We start from the raw sequence: 18,380 nt of genomic DNA, 5'->3' as shown, positions 1-18,380 counted from the left end.
AAATTAAGTGATTTTTGATATACACTTTCATCTTAATAGAATGAAAAAGCATTGAATTTTATGTCTTTACTTATTTTTGTATCTTTATTCCCACTCATTGCGCTTATTGCAATGGGGTATGTACTCAAGAAAAAAATATTTGTAGAAGAGTCATTTTGGAAAGGTGCAGAAAAAGTAAATTACTACATTTTTTTCCCTGCAATGTTATTTTTAAATTTAGCATTTGCAGAAATTAATGCGAATGCAATTCATCAAATTATGCTTGTTGTTGGCGCTGCATTTGCGATTGCATTAACTGTTCTTTATTCAATTAAAGCATTCAATAAAACATCACCTGAACGTTTTGGCGTTTATGTACAAAGTATTTTACGTTTTAATACATATATTGGTTTAGCTGTTGTAGCATCACTATTTCAGCAAAAAGGGATGACACTTTTTGCAATTATTTTAGTATTTTGCATTCCTATTGTGAATATTTTTTCTGTATTGGCTTTAACTAGTGCAGATCAAATGAAACCTTTAAATGTTGTTATTTCATTATTTAAAAATCCATTAATTATGGGGTGCATAGTTGGTGGTTTATTTAATATTTCAGGTTTAACGCTTTGGGTTGGTTTTGAAGGCTTTTTAAAGCAGTTGGCATTATGCAGTTTACCATTAGGTTTAATGTGTGTAGGCGCGGCATTACAGTTTAAAGGTTTAAGCCGAGATTTATTTCCAATTACATTAAATACTTTGGCGCGTATGTTTATTATGCCAAGTCTGGCATTTGCATTATGTTATATGTTTAATATTCCAAAGTTAGAAACTCAAATTATTGTTTTATTTTTTGCATTACCTACAGCATCATCTGCTTATATACTAACAAAGGTATTGGGTGGTGATAGTCGTTTAATGGCGAGCATTATTAGTATTCAAACTGTTGTTGCTGCCTTGAGTTTGCCAATCATTTTATATTTTATTTTTTAATAAAATTAATCATAAAGGCGATAAACACCAGAGAATCTGTCGCAGTTTTTTTGTTCAGTTTTCACCATTAAATAAGCTTTTGTATAATTAAACTCGTATTTACAGTCACTTTCATTATTAATAATTTCAGTTTTAGTTTCGGTTGTAGAATAAGCTAAAAAAGGAATAGTTTGTTTATCTAGCTTATTATTCGGGTTGCGATAGGCAATACCTTCAACTTTAATATTATCTTTATTTAATTGATGAATTTGTAAATGAACAGGTGCTGAAGAAATATCGCCATTTTCATATTTTAAATAATGCTGCGTTAAACTCTGATTCATTGAAGTATAAAAATTCAATTGCTCAATACGAGAATCAAATTGCTGTTTATAACAATTAAAACTTTTGCATTGCTTTAACTGCTGAAGCCAAAGTTTTTCCGTATCTTGAATTAAGCGTAAAGGTGCGTCTGTAACTAAATTTGTGGTTAATGTGCTTTCTTTAAATAAATTTAGTTCTTTAGAAAATTTTGCAGAACATATTGTTTTTAAAGCTGGATCATTATTATTTGTGCAATTTAAACCTTGTGCAAATACAGAAGATGAATAAACACATCCCAAAACAAATACTGAGCCTAAATATTTTAAAAGATTAATGTCTGTTTTCGACAGCATGATCGCTTATACTTTAATTCACTTATATGCTTACTATATCGAAATAGAAAGCATGAATACAAGATTTCGATGATTTATTTATTAAGGAGCTGGATGTGGTCGCACAGATTCGAATTGGACAAGGACTTGATGTCCACGCATTTGAAGCAGGTGATTTTGTTACCCTTGCAGGCATTCAAATTCCTCATACACAGGGCTTAAAAGCACATTCAGATGGTGATGTTGTGTTGCATGCATTATGCGATGCTTTATTGGGGGCTTTGGCTTTGGGCGATATTGGTCAGCATTTTCCAGACACCGATCCAAATTTTAAAGGTGCAGATAGTAAAGTACTTTTAAAGCATGTATATCAATTGGTTTTAGATAAAGGATATACCCTAAATAATGCAGATATTACCGTTGCATGTGAACGTCCAAAGTTGGCAAAACATAATTTAGAAATGCGTCAAAGTATTGCCAATGTTTTAAATGTTGATGTTACTCAAATTAGTATTAAAGCAACAACAACAGAAACACTCGGGTTTACAGGGCGTCAAGAAGGAATTTTATCTACAGCAACTGTGTTAATTACTCATTCTAAATGATCTGAATGAGCAAGTTCTTGTTGTAAATCTTGCGTTGCTTTACGACCTTGGAGTTGTAGGGCAACGGCATGAATGAGACCTGTCCAAGTTTCATTTGGTTCCCAAATTTTGTGAAATTCTTCTTGTGCTGTTGGCATATCAATATTCATATAATATTGACGATATAAATACATTAAACTAGCAACACGATAGTTTTTAGCACAGTGAATCCAAACCATTTGTTTTTGAACAAGATGATCAATTAAATCTAAAATAAAAAGACACTGATCGTCTGAAGGTGTATCCCAAAGTAAGGGAATATGAAAATAATTTAAGCCCAATTCTAAGCAAATACGATCTTCTTGATCTAAATGAGGGTCTGCATCTGTTAAAGCTAAATTGATAACAGATGTAATGCCATATTCTTTAATGGCTTGAAGTTGTTCTTTTGACGGTTGGCCAGAACTAAATAAGTGATCATGAATAAACTGAAAATTTGAAATTTCACATAATTTATTTTCAATATCATTCATACTTTCTTGCTTCTATATGGTGATTTATACGCCATACTATAAAGCAAAACGCCATCATAATGATGGCGTTTTTTTACATTTCTACAAATTAGCGATTTGGTAAAACAGCTTTTAATGCCGCATCCATCTCTAATAGTGTATTTTCTGTAGTTTCCCAATCGATACAGCCATCTGTAACAGACTTGCCATATTCTAGGTCACATAGATTTTCTGGAATGTCTTGACGACCGCCTTTCAAGTGACTTTCAACCATAATACCTACAATAGATTTGTTACCATCTAAAATTTGTTCTGTTAAATTTTTAAGAACAAGAGGTTGTAAGTATGGGTCTTTGTTTGAGTTAGCATGGCTAGCATCAATCATAATTTTACTGCTTACTTTTGCTTTCGCTAAAGCCGCTTCAGCATCTGCTACAGAGCCAGCATCGTAGTTAGGTTTGCCATTACCACCACGTAAAACAACGTGTGCATAAGGGTTACCGCTTGTGCGAATCACAGAAACTTGACCATGTTCATTTAAGCCAAGGAAGCTATGGCTATGCTTAACAGATTGCATTGCATTTGTTGCAACAGTTAAACCACCATCTGTACCATTTTTAAAGCCAACAGGTGAAGATAAGCCTGAAGACATTTCACGGTGTGTTTGGCTTTCTGTTGTACGTGCGCCAATTGCAGACCAAGAAATTAGATCTTGATAATACTGTGGTGAGTTTGGATCGAGTGCTTCAGTTGCACAAGGCAAACCTTTTTCGTTTAATTCAACAAGTAGTTTACGACCTAAACGAAGACCTTTTTCAATGTTGAAAGAATCGTTCATATCTGGGTCATTGATTAGACCTTTCCAACCTACAGTTGTACGTGGTTTTTCAAAATAAACACGCATAACAATATATAAAGTATCTTTTACTTTTTCACTTAAAACTTTTAAACGATCTGCATATTCATGCGCAGCAACAGGGTCATGAATAGAACAAGGACCAATAACGACAAATAGTCGTTTGTCTTGACCATCTAAAATATTACGAATTGTCTCACGACCATGAAGTACTGTTTGATAAGCAGTTTCAGTCAAAGGTAATTCTGTTTTTAATTGTGCTGGAGTTACGAGTGGTTGAAAACTTTCAATATTCACGTCGTCGATATCTGGCTGTGTAATAGGATTTGACTGTAGTGTATTCATTGCCGTCACTGGTTTGGTCATACAAAAGATTGTTTAATAGTCTGAATATAACATGAATGCTATGCATCTTTGTTATAAAAAAGACGAATACTCATTTGAAAAAAAAGTGATGAATCCGTAATTTAAATTAACCAAGTTGATTTTTTTCAACATTCATAACCATTACAGATGTTGGTTTTTCAACAGGTTTTGCTTTTACAGGATTGAGCATAAAGTTAATACCAATCACCATAAGCGTTAAACCTAACACTTTACGAATAATTTTTTCTGGTAAACGTGAACTAAGCAAAGTACCGACTACAATTGCTGGAATTGAACCTACAAGTAGCCACATTAATAAATTAAAGTCGACATTACCTGAGCTCATATAGCCTAAACCAGCAACAAGTGTCAGTAATACTGCATGTACAACGTCTGAACCAATAATGCGAATCATTGGTAAATTCGGAAACATGAGGACTAAAGCCATAATACCGAAAGCACCTGCACCAACTGAAGATAGGGTAACAAATACACCAAGTACCACACCCATAATTACAATAAGCGCACGTTTATTTTTGGCCTGTAATGCAATATTCGAACGTGATAAATCTGCACTATGGTCTTCTTGTTCATCTTTGCGATAGCGATTGAAAAAGGCTTCAATTTTTGTACGGAATACAATTGAAATACCAGTCAACGTCAACATAAAGCCTAAGACCATGGTAAGTACGGCTTTATAGTGTGTCGATTGGCTTAAATAGTTATCTAAAATCCAATGTGTTGCAAATGATGCGGGAATACTACCGACAGCTAGCCAAATGACAATTGGCCACACAATATTCATTTTTTTAGCATGAACGAATGAGCCACAAAATTTAGAAATAGCGGCATAAAGAAGGTCTGTACCAATTGCAATATGAGGTTCAATGCGGAATAAGCTAATTAGAATAGGTGTCATGAGAGAACCACCACCTACACCAGTTACGCCTACGCAGAAACCAACTAAAACACCCGCTAAAATAAACTCTATTGGACCAGCCATGAAAAAAATGCCAATTATGAAAAAACGTGCATATCTTATGACTTTCAAAGATAAGCTGTTGTCTTGATTATAGATTTACTTATGCAAAAAATTGCTAAAGAGTTTAATTGTTTTTGCTTCTATGTTTATGTGGTTGAGGACTTAAATTGTTCTTTAGAAATATAACGAATAAGAAAATTGGGGTACAAAGAATCCAAATGCTAAGAAAAGTAATTGAATAGCCATACATATATGCTAATAGTGAAAATGAAAAAACGATGAATAGGCTAGAAAAAAATTTTGTCGCTTTAGGATAAATAGCCAATACTTTTAGGTTACTTTTTAAGGTTTCCTGACGAGCTTTTTCACTTGAATAGAAAAAGCCAAGAGCAGATAATGAAATAAAAAATACACTTAAAAACAATAAAATATACGTCATTCTGAATATCCTATATCTATTTTGCTTTTCGATATTTTATTCTTTAACTTTTCGTGTGCTTTAGTTTGAATTGGTTCTAACTTTTGATGTAAGAAAATGGCTAAAAATGTAAAAATTAAAACAAAAAGGTCTAATCTTAGGATTTTCCAATCGTTAAAATATGGTGTGATAATTAAGTAGTGATACAGATATACTAGATCTAGAATAATTAAAGAAAATCCGAATGTAATAAATACTTTTAAAAATGATTTCCATAGAAGTTGTTTAGGTATAAAAAATGAAATGAATAAACATAAGCACCATGTACTAAAAAATAAAAAGCTTTCCGAAATGTTTAAATTCCACATCGGATTAATTCTGTAAGCACTTAAAAAGCTAAGAATTGAAATACTTAAACCTAAGAGTGCAGTCATATTTAATCTATCGACCAAATAGTGTCCGAAATGGAACTGTTTTTTTGACTTTTGTAGTTGGCGTTTTAAGCTCCAAAGTAAAAGCCCTGAAGCAATCATTGCACAACCTAAAATTCCTGAAAAAAATAAAGCAATGCGTAAAAAGGGCTGAGCGAAAGTCATCATGTGAATGCCATAAACACCAGCACTCAATTTTGCTACAGCACTTTGATTTTTCGTGGATGGTAAAATTTCACTAGTTGTTGCATTGAAAGTTGTTTGAGCCACATTTTGGGTAATGGTATGGTCTTCTAAAGCATTAAATGCCGCAATAGCTTGTGATGTGTTTGGGTTTTTAATCGTTATAATATTTATAGGAATATTGCCCATATGGCTTTGTACAAGTTTTTGCATTTGTACAGAATTCATCATTTTAGCATTTTGAATATTTGTGGTTTCTATAGTTTGAACATTTCGTATTTCTTCAAAAAACTGAAAATTATTAGAGGGATATGTTTTTTGTATACCCATTGGAAAATATAAATAAAATAAAATTGCCAGTCCCGTAAAAGTAATAGTTAGAAAAAATGGTAATGCAATTACACCGCTTACATTATGAAAATCTAAATAGGATCTTTGACCTTTGAATGTGCGAAGCGTAAAGAAATCTGTAAATATTTTTTTATGCGTAATAATTCCTGAAATTAAACAAATCAGCATGATAAATGCAGCAATGCTTACAATGAATCGAGCAGTTAATATAGGCATACCATACAGTTGAAAATGAAATAAATATAGAAACTCACCAGCTTGGTTGTTTGAAATTTCTAGTTCTTTTGCTGTATTTGGCTCAAGAACTTTACTGTTAAATTCTCCTTCTTTTGTTTGCCAATAGATTTTATTTACAGGACTATTTTCATTGGCAACTTGTAAATACCAGCTTTTAGCATTTGATGCATGTTTTTCAAAATAGTTTAGGGCGCTATTAATAGCGGTTTCTTGTTTGACTTGAATGTTGGCAAGTTCTGGCTGACTCCATAAATTAATTTCATGGCGGTAATAGGTTAAAGAACCTGTTAAAAAAATACTAAATAAAAACCAGCCAAGTAAAAGACCGACCCAAGAATGTAACCATGCCATTGATTGACGAGCAGAATTTTTCATGGTTTATCCTAAAATTTTGCTCAACACAAATAACGAAGAAAAGGTGATAAAGCTTAAAGTTGTGAGATTTTTAAGTGATTGAATAATAAAACTATAAATAACAAATGCTATAAAAAAGAAGATTGAAATAAATGCTGCTAAATAAATGGCTTCAGCATTTGCCATAGTAAATTGAAACAATAAGCTAAGATTTAAAGCAAAGTAGTTTGCGCATAAATAACCCACGATAAAAGCCAAGAAAAACCGATATAAAATACTTAAAGCGTCCCCATACTTTTGTTGCATCATCTGAATTTTCCTAAGCATAAAAAAGCTGAGTTGAATGACTCAGCTTTTAGAGAGTGATTAATATTTAAAGCGAACAGCCAAATTGTAATTTGTTGGCGCACCGTAATATGCTTGACCGTATTCTAGCGTATTCAAGTATTTTTCATTGGTCACATTTTTAACATTTGCTTGAATACTCAAATTATTATTAATGTCATAGCTCGCCATTAAATCTAATAATGCGTAACTATTTTGTTTTAAATTACTGCTGCTAGATTGTGTTGTCTTATCTTGCCAAGATAAATTTGCACCGATTTTAAGCTGAGGAATTTGTGGAATGGAATAGGCTGTCATGATGTTAAACGTGCGTTCAGGAACGAATGTGCGAGTATCTTGATTCGTTGCCTTATCTTTCATATTTTGCTGTACATAACCTGCTGAAATGTTCAGATTATCTGTGACTTGACCTGCAATATTAAATTCATAACCAATAGATTTGATATCTTGTTGATCGTATAAGCTTGCTTGATCCCATTTGGCATAAATAGGGAATTTATTGAACTCATTGCGGAAGATCGCGCTCGATACGATGAGTTGATCATCAAACCATGAACCTTTCACACCAATTTCATAAGATTTTCCATCCATTGGATCAAGCGTTTTCTTATCTAAGCCTAGTAATGCTGTTGGCTTATAAATAGTGCTGTAACTTGCGTAGGCAGTGTAAGTTGGGTTGAATTCATAAGTAATACCTGCATAAGGTAAAAATTTTGAATTATCAAAATTTGTTGAATTACCGTAATTTTGACCCTTTGAAGTTGCTTTGGTGTAGTTGCCTCCTAAAAGTATTTTTAACTTTTCACCAAAATGTAAACGAGTAGCAGCATAAGCTCGTTTTTGTTCTTGTGTGTAATTCGCTTGATTAGCAGGACTATCATAATCAAAAATAAAATCAGGGTATGAGCTATTTTGATAGTCATTCCAATTGTCAATTGGTGTACTTTTTCCTGCAATATAAAAAGATTGTTGTGAAACTTTGTTTTGAGTCCAGTTTGCACCTAGCATTAACTCATGTATTTGTCCGAATAAAGGATATTTACCTAGCAAACTTAGATCAATATTATGATTTTTATTGGTTTCTTCAAATAAAGATGGGTATTCACTTACACCTTTACCATCTGCATCAGGCACGCCAGTAAAATAAAGTAGGGCACCATTTTCTTTTTGTTGATTATAGTTGTAGCTTGTCTGCAATGACCAATCATCATTAAAGTTATGTTTTAACTCGACAAAAGTATTTTGACGTTCAACATCCCAATGCACCCAGTCAGGCATTGGATTGTAACTTCGAGGATAACTCAACATTTGTCCATCTTTATCGAGCATGGGCAATGCGCCCCAGTTATTACCATTAGGTCGGTCTTTTTGGTAGTTATAACCTAATGTTAATAAAGTTTTATCTGTTAGGTCTGCTTCTAGAATCACCCCAGCAATGGTTTTTTCTTTTTCATAATTGTCTAAATATGAGTTGCCAGCTTCTTGTGCAGCCATTACACGAGCACGAACATGCTGATTTTCATCTAAACTACCAGAAACATCTGCTTCCGCTCGCACATTGTCCCAAGAACCATAACTTAGAGCACCGTTTGCTTGGAATTCAGCAGTAGGGCGTTTACGAATGTAGTTCACTGTTGCAGATGGATTCCCTGTAGATGAAGTTAACCCATTTGCGCCTTTCACAACATCTATGCGGTCATAAAGTAAAGCATCTACATCACCATTTTGATAGTCGGAACCTGTGAGAGGCATATTACTGCCATCAATTTGAAAATTACTAATGTCAAAACCGCGTGCTCGATATGTTGTTCTATTAGTTTCTTGGCTGGCGACATTTACGCCAGGTGCAGATGCTAAGATGTCGCGTGAATTTGTCAGATTAAAATCTTTAATTTGTTGTTGTGTCACTGTATTTACAGTTTGAGGTGTTTCTTTGATAGATAAATTTAATTTGGAAGCACTTTTCGATTTATTGATAATATATTTTTTAGACGTTTCTGAATTAAGTTCAGATTGATCATTCACAGCTTGAAGTTTTATTGTTTTTAATTGCACATCTTCAATGGCAAAACTTGATTGCACAGAGAATATAGCTAAACAAATTACTGATAATTTGAAAGGGGTATGAAAAGGCTTATTCATAATAAAACTTATCGATAATGATTCTCGTTATAATATGGTTCTAAAATTTACACTTTGTAAAAAAAGATTGTTTATATGTAAGTAAATGTTAATGATAATTGTTTGCAATTGGTTATTAAAAATATGAATTTATGACTTAATTCATTAAATGAAACTGCTTATGCTAAAATTAAGAAAATAATCGTGTACTTAAAGGGATTAGAATTGCAAAATCGAAAGCTAAAAATTGGAATCGTAGTTGGAGAAGTGTCAGGTGATACGCTTGGTGCTAAATTGATTCGTAGTTTTCGTGAGCAGGGAATAGATGCGGAATTTGAGGGCATTGGTGGTCCACAAATGATTGCCGAAGGTTTCAAAAGCGATTACCCCATGGATATTTTATCTGTTATGGGGATTGTGGAAGTCCTGAAAGACATTAAAAAACTTTTTGCTGTACGTGATGGTTTAGTTGAAAAATGGACGAATAATCCTGTTGATATTTTTATTGGTATTGATGCGCCTGACTTTAATTTACGCTTATCAAAAAAAATAAAACAAAAGAATTTACCGATTAAAACCGTTCAATATGTCAGTCCATCTGTATGGGCTTGGCGTCAAGGGCGTGTACATGGCATAAAAAAATCAATTGATTTAGTTCTTTGTTTATTTCCATTTGAAAAAGGTTTTTATCAAAAATTTGATGTTCCTGCCGCTTTTGTGGGGCATCCTTTAGCAAGCCAATTGCCTTTAGAAAATCCATTAAATCTTGCTAAAGAAGAACTTGATTTAGATATTAGCCAAAAGCATATCGCACTTTTACCAGGAAGCCGCCGTGGTGAAATTGAACGTCTTGGACCGTTGGTTTTAGATGCAGCGCAAATTGTGAATCAAAAGCATCCTGAATATACATTTCTTATTCCAGCAATTAATGATGCACGAAAACAGCAAATTGAAGCTTTGTTAGAAAAATATCCAACCAATTTTACAGATCATGTGAAACTTTTAGAGAATAATCACAAAGAATCTAAAATTGGTCGGCAGGTGATGAATGCCTCAAATATCATTGCTTTAGCTTCTGGCACAGCGACATTAGAGGCGATGCTATTACATAGACCCATGGTGACGTTCTATAAATTGAACTGGTTGACTTATGTTATTGCAAAAATGTTAATTAAAATTCCATATTATTCACTGCCTAATATTATTGCAGGGAAGAGAATTATTAAGGAATTAATTCAAGATGATGCTACGCCTGAATACTTGGCAGCAGAAATTGAAAAATTAATGAATGAAGAAACAGCTCAAATTCAAGTCATGCAAAATATTACGATGCATAAAAAGCTTTTATCTGGAAATAGTGAGGATCCAGTAAAAGTAATTCTAGATTTACTTTAATTAAGTTATTAATTGATTGAAAAATCGAGCCTAAGTGCTCGATTTTTTATATGCAATTTAAATATTTAAAAATAGCCTAAGTAAAAATAAAATTTATCTCTTTTCTTAAAAACTTATGTCTATTATTTTCACTTAAATCTTTATGCCAATACATTCCCATAACCAATTTAGGTATGTAAACAGGTACATCAAAAATATTAAGCTTTTTAGAAACCTGTAAATTCGCGAGTACATTCTTAGGCATAGTTAAAATAGCATGTGGATATTGTTCTAAAATTTGTAATGCAGTTGAATAATTTTGACAGCGCAAAAAAACTTGTCTAGAAAATTGCTTTTTAGATAGATAAATATCTTCAACCAACATGCCTGTACGCCGTGAAGAAACACCAATATGAGGGGATTTCAAATAAATATCTTGATCAACAAAATTAAGTTGAGAACATGCAACGAATTGATCAGACATTAAAGGCGTGAATTGAATTTTTTCATCAAAATGTCGTTCTAAATCTATAACAAAATCAATTTGCTGAGATGCAAGATCGGCTAGAACAGTTTTACGATCTAACTTACTACTCAAAAATTGAATATCTAAATTATGTTTTTGAAAGTGCTGAACCAATTTTGGAAAAATCATCGGTTCAATTTCATCATGTATCGCAATTTTTAAGCTTTGAACCATGTGTGGTTCAAACTCTTTTTTCTGAGCGGATATATTTTGAATTGCTGAAAGGGCATTTTTTATTGTTGGATAAATTTGCTCTGCAAACGGCGTTGGAAGCATTTGACTGCTTATTCGTACAAATAAATCATCATTGAGTTGTTGTCTTAATCGTTGCAAAGCATGACTTGCGGCAGATTGGCTAATACACAACATTTGAGCTGCTTTAGAAATATTTTTATGTTCATAAATAGCAATAAATAGCGGATATAAATTGATATCTATTTTATGAAAGAGTGATAAATCAATAATATTTTTATTATGCGTAATATTCATAGTGTTGTATTGAATCAAATCATTTTATTCATAGTAATTTTCGCGCTAATGTATGTAAAGGATTTAAATTACATATTTAAAAGGATGCTGCAATGTTTGAACTTTCGGCACGCGCAAAAGACTATTTAGAAAGAACAAAAAAATTTATAAAAGATGAAATTGAACCGATTGAAACCGAGTTTTGGCGTGAAGTTCATAGTCAAAATTTAGGTGGAGATTGGAAAAAATGGCAATGGCCAGCACAACTAGAAACTTTAAAAAATAAAGCTAAACAACAAAATTTATGGAATATGTTTTTACCTTGCCCTGAATTAGGACAAGGTTTATCTGTTCAAGAATATGCGCATATTGCCGAAATTTCGGGTCGCAGTTTACTTGCGCCAATCGTATTTAATTGTAATGCACCAGATAGTGGAAATATGGAAGTGCTTTGGCGTTATGGTTCAGAAGCACAAAAAGAACAATGGTTAAAACCACTTTTGGCAGGTGAAATTCGTTCTGTATTTTGTATGACAGAACCTGCTGTTGCTTCAAGTGATGCAACAAATATGCAAGCAACGGCTGTTATTGAAGGCAATGACATTGTATTAAATGGTCGTAAATGGTGGTCTTCAGGTTTAGGTGATCCCAATGCAAAAGTTATTATTTTCATGGCGCATACACCAGATGCAAGCAAAGACCGTCATCATCAACATTCAATGGTTTTAGTTCCTATCAATACGAAAGGTGTAACTATTGAACGTATGCTTCCTGTTTTTGGAGATTATGATGCACCGCATGGGCACGGCGAAGTGAGTTTTGATCATGTGCGTGTGCCTATAGAAAACTTTATTGGTGGTGCAGGGCAAGGTTTTGAAATTGCTCAAGGGCGTTTAGGACCTGGTCGTATTCATCATTGTATGCGTTGTATTGGTGCTGCTGAAAAATCACTTGAATTGATGATTGATCGAGGAATGAATCGTACAGCTTTTGGTAAAGAAATTTTAAAACTTGGTGGTAATTTAGAACGTGTTGCTGAAGCCCGTGTTGCTATTGATCAAGCGCGTCTTTTAACTTTATATGCTGCTTATAAAATGGATACTTTAGGCAATATGGCTGCACTTACTGAAATTTCAGCCATTAAAGTGGTTGCACCAAGTGTTTTAGAAAAAGTTGTAGATATGGCAATGCAAATTCACGGCGGTATGGGGGTTTCGCAAGATACGCCACTTACAGGCTTTTTTGCTCAAGCAAGATCTTTACGTTTAGCCGATGGTCCAGATGAAGTGCATAAAGGCATGATTGCAAAACTTGAACTTGCAAAGCAAGGATATAGCACACGTTCTAAAAAATAATACGTGATAAATAGTATGTTTTTGGACGGACTTTTAAGTAAAAATCATGCTATAACAAAGCGTATTATGAATAAAAATATTAATTTTTAGGGTATTGGGAATTAAAGATGTCGGTAATTGATATTGGTGGAAATGTTCGAAATGGCGAAGAGCTTGATGACCGCGCTGTAGGGAATTGGTTAATTGAACATGGCGAGGATATTTCAGGTCCGGTAGAAGTTACTCAATATTCAGGTGGCGCTTCCAATTGGACATATCGTCTTCAATATGAAAATGCCGATTTAATTCTACGTCGACCACCGAAAGGAACTAAGGCAAAATCAGCACATGATATGTCACGTGAATATCATGTACAGCGCGCGCTTGCAGAATATTATCCTGTCGTACCCGAAATGGTTTTACTTTGTCAGGATGAATCTGTCATAGGTTGCGACTTTTATGTCATGAAACGCATTGAAGGCATTATTCCTCGTGCAAATTTACCCAAAGAAATTAATTTTGATGAGCTTCAAACTCGAGAACTTTGCACTAATTTCATCGACAAATTAATTGAATTGCACCAAGTTCCTTATGAAGGAACAGAATTAGAAAAATTAGGTAAAGGTGATGGTTATTGCCAACGTCAAGTTGATGGTTGGGATAGTCGCTATGAAAAAGCCAAAACATTAAATGTGCCATCGTTTAAATATGTACGCCAATGGTTGAAAGATCATGTTCCAAGTGATTCAAAAACTTGTGTGATTCATAATGATTGGCGTTTTGATAATGTTATTTTAGATCCTGAAAATCCATCAAAAATTATTGGTGTTTTAGACTGGGAAATGGCAACTTTGGGCGATCCACTTATGGATTTAGGCTCATCTTTGGCATATTGGGTTGAAGAATCTGACAATGCGATTTTTAAAGCAACACGCAGACAGCCTACACATTTAAAAGGGATGTTCACACGCGCTGAGGTTGTTGAATATTACTTAAATAAAACAGGCTTAAAAACAGATAACTGGACATTCTACGAGGTGTTCGGGATATTCCGCTTAGCTGTGATTGCACAACAAATTTATTATCGCTATTACCATAAGCAAACCAACAATCCTGCATTTAAAGATTTTTGGATTGTTATTCATGCCTTACATATTCGCGCATTAAAACTGATTGGTTTACAGAAAATTGAAGCCAATGATATTGCACAAAAATATATCGCTAAATTTAAAGAGTTGATGCCTAAATGACGACAATCTATCTTATTCGCCACGGGCAAGCCTCTTTTGGTACAGAAAACTACGACAAGCTTTCTCCAAATGGAGAAATGCAAGCAAAAGTGCTGGGTCAATATTTAGATAAAATACTTAAAGAAGAGCCTTATGTGGTTTCTGGTTCGATGCAAAGACACCTACAAACTGCAAGAATTTCTTTAGATGAATACTTTTCAGCAGCAGATATTGAAATAAATAGTGCATGGAATGAGTTTAATCATCAGCAAGTTTTTGAAAAATATGATGCAAATTTTTCAAATCCTGAAGTTTTAAAACAGAGTTTTGCAACTTCGGGAGATTCTCATAAATTTTTATCTGAAGTTTTTGGTCATGCCGTGAAGCGTTGGACGGGAAATGAACATCACGATTATGATGAATCTTGGATTGAGTTTCAAAATAGAGTGGGTGGTGCATTTCAACAACTATGCAATGAATTAATGGAACAAAAGCCAAGATATGCTGTGGTTTATACTTCAGGTGGCGTTATTTCTACTTTAATCGGCAATTTATTGGGATTATCTGTAGAAAAAACGTTTGCGCTCACATGGGCAATTGCGAATACAAGCATTACAACGCTACGTTTGGTCGGTAATGAACCCCAACTTTTAAGTTTAAATGAACATCAATATTTAAAAACTGTAGATGCTCAACTACTCACTTGGGTGTAATAAAGATAGAGGGATAAAAGATTGCCATGATAAAAACAATTTTAATAACAGGCGCAAGTTCAGGAATTGGTGCAGGAATGGCACGCGAATTTGCAAAAAAAGGATATAACTTAGCCATTTGTGCACGACGTTTAGAGCGTTTAGATGCATTAAAACAAGAATTAGAAACTCAATTTGGCATTCAAGTTGCAACGAAAGTTTTAGATGTGACGAATTATGATCAAGTTTTTGAAGTGTTCCAAGCTTTTAAACAAGAACTTGGACATATTGATCGTGTTATTGTAAATGCGGGTATTGGAGATGGTCGTAGGATTGGTAAAGGTCATTTTGACATTAACCGTGCGACTGTTGAAACCAATTTTATTTCTGCACTTGCACAATGTGAAGCTGCTATTGAAATTTTCCGTGCACAAAAAACTGGGCATTTAGTTGTTATTTCATCTATGAGTGCAATTCGTGGAATGCCAAAACATTTAACAGCTTATGGGGCGAGTAAAGCAGGGATAGCTGCTCTAGCAGAAGGCATTCGCGCAGAATTTTTAAATACAGCTATTAAAGTGACGACTATTTTCCCTGGTTATATTCGAACAGAAATTAATGAAGGTGCTAAAAAGTTGCCTTTTGAAGTGGATGAAAAAACAGGTTCACGTTTACTTGCCTTAGAAATAGAAAAAGAACCCATTAAAGCATATGTTCCGAAATGGCCATGGTTGCCTATTGGGCTGGCAATGAAAGTATTACCATTAAAGCTAGTGAATAAATTAAGTTAAATTTTCATCAGTTGAAAATTTTAAATATGAGATAAAAGGGGCGAAAGCCTCTTTTTAAGCTTCCGCATATTTGGAAATTAAAAAACAAATTGTAGAAATAATACTAGCTATAAGTAAAATTAACGCTGCTGAAAATGCAGGATTATTACCGATAGCACTTAAAGAAGTACAAATTGCACCAACTGCCATTTGTGTAAAGCCATATAAACCCGATGCTGAACCTGCAATTTGAGGGTTTACATTTAAAGCATTTGTTAGCGCTGCGGTAGAAGTTAAACCCACACCAAAACAAAAACCAATAACTGGAACCATAATGCTATACGGCGTTAAGTAATCTACAAATGTAAAAATAAATAATAAAAAAGCAAAAAATAGACTAAAACTACTTCCTAAAAAAATCATTTTATTTAAAGTAATGCGTGAAACGAGCCGAGTTGAGGTGAAAGTACCTAACCAAATACCAACCATAATCAATGCTAAATACACACCTACATCATGAATAGTGCCATGTAACTGGTGCAAAACAATATACGAAGATACACCTAAAAAACCGTAAAAAGCTGTAGTCGCTAAACTTCCACCTAAGGTATAACCTAAAAATTTAGGGGAAATAACTAATTTACGATAATCAATAAAGACCTTTCTAATAGAGGATTTATTGCTATTTTTCTGTGGTGTGTCCTGAACAAAAATACAAACTAAAATTAAATTTACTAAGCCAAGTATAGATAAAAGCACAAAAATACTTTTCCATCCTGAAAAAGATGCAAGAAATCCACCTAAAATTGGTGCTAAACCTGGGCCAAACATCACCATCATATTCATTAAAGATAAACGTTTTGTGGTTTCTATACCTGTAGATGTATCTCTAACAATAGTTCTACCCAATAAAAGTCCTGTGCATCCACCTAATGCTTGTAAAAAGCGCATAATAATTAGCATATATAAGTTAGTGGCAAAAATTGCACTTAAACCCGCTAAGGTATATAAAATCATGCCAAAAATAAGAACAGGCCTACGACCAATTGTGTCTGCTACAGGCCCATAAATAAGTTGCCCGAGTGCAAGACCTAAAATATAAATACTTAAAGTGAGCTGTACTTGATGAAGATCTGCATGAAAATATTGACCAACTAAGGGTAAAACAGGCACAAAAATATGCATTGCCAATGTACCACTCAGCGTTAGAATCGCTAAAAACCAGAGAGGGACATTTTTTTTATATGTCATATTGTGCCTTTATACAAATTTTTTCATTTATATAAATTTTAGGCTCTATCGAAAATGTATTACAGTTATTGAAATTATTTGCATCACAATTCACACAAGAACTCACAACTAAAAGATTTAAATTTACTAAAAATTAAAATTTAGAGTAAATAAACTAATTTAAAATCAATGTGATGAAAAGATAATCAAATGAATGCTGTTTTGATTAAAAGAAGTTCCATTTTTATTAAAATACTTTAATGTACAATTGTTCATTAATTTAAGGTTCACCCATATGTCTTTTTCTTCAGAAATGACAGATCAACAAAAAATTTCAAAAGTCCGATCTGTTGTGACTCAAGCAGGAGACGATTTACGTCAGCGTTTTCCTATTCTTAAACATCAAAATTTTATTGGTGCAAGCATCTTATTTGTTGCGCTTGCAGGTATGATTTTATGTGCTCTTGGATATGCTTACGATATTTTACCTGTATGGGCATGTATTCCTTTAATCGCAATTTTCGCATCTTTAACACATGAATTAGAACATGATTTAATTCATTATATGTATTTTAAGAAAAAGCCATGGGCACATCATTTAATGTTGGCTTTGGTATGGCTTGCACGTCCAAATACAATTAGTCCGTGGGCACGTAGAACTTTACATTTGAATCATCATAAATATTCAGGTTCAGAGTACGACTTAGAAGAACGTGGCATTAGTAATGGCATGCCATGGGGGATTAAACGTATTTTAGTTATTAGTGACCAATTAATGACTGTTTATTTACGCCCATTTCAAATGTATAAAATGATTAAGTTGTTTATTGAAAAACAACCTGAAAATGAACGTAAATCTGCATTAATTTCTCAGCTAACAGGGTTTTTCCCTTTAAGTTTTATTTATTATGGCTTGTGGTATATTTTTGTGATTTATCACGTAGCTAATGGCATTGCACCACTTTTAGGTCAATCTATTACATGGTCTACAGGTTTAGTTAAAGCAATGCCTGTTATTAACTTCTTGGCTGTTGTTTGGGTTATTCCAAATTTTATTCGCTCATTTAGTCTGCAATTTATTAGTTCAAATATGCATTATTATGGCGATATTGACCCGCGTGATGTCATTAAGCAAACTCAAGTGTTGAACCCTTGGTGGTTAATGCCATTTCAATTATTTTGCTGCAATTTTGGTTCTACGCATGCAATTCACCATTTTGTTGTAAAAGAACCGTTTTATGTGCGTCAAATGACATCTAAAACAGCACATAAAGTGATGAGAGAAGTTGGTGTGCGCTTTAATGATATTGGCACTTTTAAGCGTGTGAATCGTTGGAATTAAAACTTATAAAATAACAGTACTTCTAAATTAAAAATCCTGCTTTATAGCGGGATTTTTAATTTTTAAATCAT

General features: G+C 33.5%; 17 protein-coding genes. 8 read left to right on the top strand and 9 right to left on the bottom strand.

What is annotated here, in order from left to right; translation table 11 throughout:
* Positions 1–60: 60 nt before the first annotated feature.
* Positions 61–969, top strand: a complete 909-nt coding sequence (locus tag SKM54_RS04755; RefSeq protein WP_154771643.1) for an AEC family transporter — start codon at positions 61–63, stop codon at positions 967–969.
* 5 nt (positions 970–974) lie between these two features.
* Here the strand turns inward: SKM54_RS04755 and SKM54_RS04750 are convergent, their stop codons facing one another.
* On the bottom strand, positions 975–1,625 hold the full coding sequence (locus SKM54_RS04750; RefSeq protein WP_311917578.1) for an A1S_1983 family putative colistin resistance protein: 651 nt from the start codon (positions 1,623–1,625) through the stop codon (positions 975–977).
* Between the two features lie 95 nt (positions 1,626–1,720).
* Here SKM54_RS04750 and ispF point away from each other — a divergent pair, with 95 nt between their 5' ends.
* Positions 1,721–2,209, top strand: a complete 489-nt coding sequence (gene ispF, locus SKM54_RS04745; RefSeq protein ID WP_321087326.1) for a 2-C-methyl-D-erythritol 2,4-cyclodiphosphate synthase — start codon at positions 1,721–1,723, stop codon at positions 2,207–2,209.
* On the opposite strand, the gene SKM54_RS04740 is transcribed toward ispF, so the two are convergent.
* From SKM54_RS04740 to SKM54_RS04715, 6 genes are all read right to left on the bottom strand, one after another.
* A complete protein-coding gene (locus tag SKM54_RS04740) occupies positions 2,197–2,721 on the bottom strand; it encodes a protein tyrosine phosphatase family protein (protein ID WP_154771646.1) in 525 nt (174 codons plus the stop codon). The genes ispF and SKM54_RS04740 overlap by 13 nt on opposite strands.
* 88 nt (positions 2,722–2,809) lie before the next feature.
* The gene (locus SKM54_RS04735) at positions 2,810–3,901 is read right to left on the bottom strand and encodes a 3-deoxy-7-phosphoheptulonate synthase (protein ID WP_311918453.1); all 1,092 of its coding nucleotides are present in this window, start codon (positions 3,899–3,901) and stop codon (positions 2,810–2,812) included.
* Between the two features lie 127 nt (positions 3,902–4,028).
* Positions 4,029–4,925, bottom strand: coding sequence for a sulfite exporter TauE/SafE family protein (locus SKM54_RS04730; RefSeq protein WP_248101085.1), 897 nt, complete (start codon positions 4,923–4,925; stop codon positions 4,029–4,031).
* A 414-nt stretch (positions 4,926–5,339) separates the two neighbouring features.
* Positions 5,340–6,899, bottom strand: a complete 1,560-nt coding sequence (locus tag SKM54_RS04725; RefSeq protein ID WP_154771648.1) for a PepSY-associated TM helix domain-containing protein — start codon at positions 6,897–6,899, stop codon at positions 5,340–5,342.
* Positions 6,900–6,902: 3 nt separating this feature from the next.
* The gene (locus SKM54_RS04720) at positions 6,903–7,187 is read right to left on the bottom strand and encodes a hypothetical protein (RefSeq protein WP_321094473.1); all 285 of its coding nucleotides are present in this window, start codon (positions 7,185–7,187) and stop codon (positions 6,903–6,905) included.
* Between the two features lie 57 nt (positions 7,188–7,244).
* Entirely contained in the window at positions 7,245–9,365 is a 2,121-nt protein-coding gene (locus tag SKM54_RS04715) for a TonB-dependent siderophore receptor (RefSeq protein WP_321094471.1), read from the bottom strand.
* Positions 9,366–9,569: 204 nt separating this feature from the next.
* Here SKM54_RS04715 and lpxB point away from each other — a divergent pair, with 204 nt between their 5' ends.
* On the top strand, positions 9,570–10,739 hold the full coding sequence (lpxB, locus tag SKM54_RS04710) for a lipid-A-disaccharide synthase (RefSeq protein WP_321094469.1): 1,170 nt from the start codon (positions 9,570–9,572) through the stop codon (positions 10,737–10,739).
* Positions 10,740–10,815: 76 nt separating this feature from the next.
* Here the strand turns inward: lpxB and SKM54_RS04705 are convergent, their stop codons facing one another.
* Positions 10,816–11,733 carry a LysR family transcriptional regulator gene (locus SKM54_RS04705; protein WP_321094467.1) on the bottom strand — a complete coding sequence of 306 codons (918 nt, stop codon included), beginning with the start codon at positions 11,731–11,733 and terminating at the stop codon, positions 10,816–10,818.
* Between the two features lie 92 nt (positions 11,734–11,825).
* Here SKM54_RS04705 and SKM54_RS04700 point away from each other — a divergent pair, with 92 nt between their 5' ends.
* The 4 genes from SKM54_RS04700 to SKM54_RS04685 all read left to right on the top strand — a co-directional run bounded on the left by SKM54_RS04700 (position 11,826) and on the right by SKM54_RS04685 (position 15,758).
* Complete coding sequence (locus SKM54_RS04700) at positions 11,826–13,067, top strand: acyl-CoA dehydrogenase family protein (RefSeq protein WP_321087318.1); 1,242 nt, start codon at positions 11,826–11,828, stop codon at positions 13,065–13,067.
* Positions 13,068–13,174: 107 nt separating this feature from the next.
* Entirely contained in the window at positions 13,175–14,296 is a 1,122-nt protein-coding gene (locus SKM54_RS04695) for a phosphotransferase family protein (protein ID WP_311917581.1), read from the top strand.
* The gene (locus tag SKM54_RS04690) at positions 14,293–14,988 is read left to right on the top strand and encodes a histidine phosphatase family protein (protein ID WP_248101068.1); all 696 of its coding nucleotides are present in this window, start codon (positions 14,293–14,295) and stop codon (positions 14,986–14,988) included. The genes SKM54_RS04695 and SKM54_RS04690 overlap by 4 nt, the downstream gene beginning before the upstream one ends.
* A gap of 26 nt (positions 14,989–15,014) precedes the next feature.
* Positions 15,015–15,758, top strand: coding sequence for an SDR family oxidoreductase (locus tag SKM54_RS04685; protein ID WP_321091835.1), 744 nt, complete (start codon positions 15,015–15,017; stop codon positions 15,756–15,758).
* Between the two features lie 54 nt (positions 15,759–15,812).
* On the opposite strand, the gene SKM54_RS04680 is transcribed toward SKM54_RS04685, so the two are convergent.
* Positions 15,813–16,988 carry a multidrug effflux MFS transporter gene (locus SKM54_RS04680; RefSeq protein WP_321094465.1) on the bottom strand — a complete coding sequence of 392 codons (1,176 nt, stop codon included), beginning with the start codon at positions 16,986–16,988 and terminating at the stop codon, positions 15,813–15,815.
* A 274-nt stretch (positions 16,989–17,262) separates the two neighbouring features.
* On the opposite strand from SKM54_RS04680, the gene SKM54_RS04675 reads away from it, so the two are divergent.
* Positions 17,263–18,309: a fatty acid desaturase gene (locus SKM54_RS04675; RefSeq protein ID WP_321094463.1), complete on the top strand. Its 1,047-nt coding sequence runs from the start codon at positions 17,263–17,265 to the stop codon at positions 18,307–18,309.
* Positions 18,310–18,380 lie beyond the last annotated feature (71 nt).

Origin of the sequence: Acinetobacter faecalis, from assembly GCF_034187745.1 — a bacterium.
Classification (GTDB): domain Bacteria; phylum Pseudomonadota; class Gammaproteobacteria; order Pseudomonadales; family Moraxellaceae; genus Acinetobacter; species Acinetobacter faecalis.
Note: the sequence above shows the minus strand (reverse complement) of the source record. Positions and strands in the feature narration are given on the sequence as shown.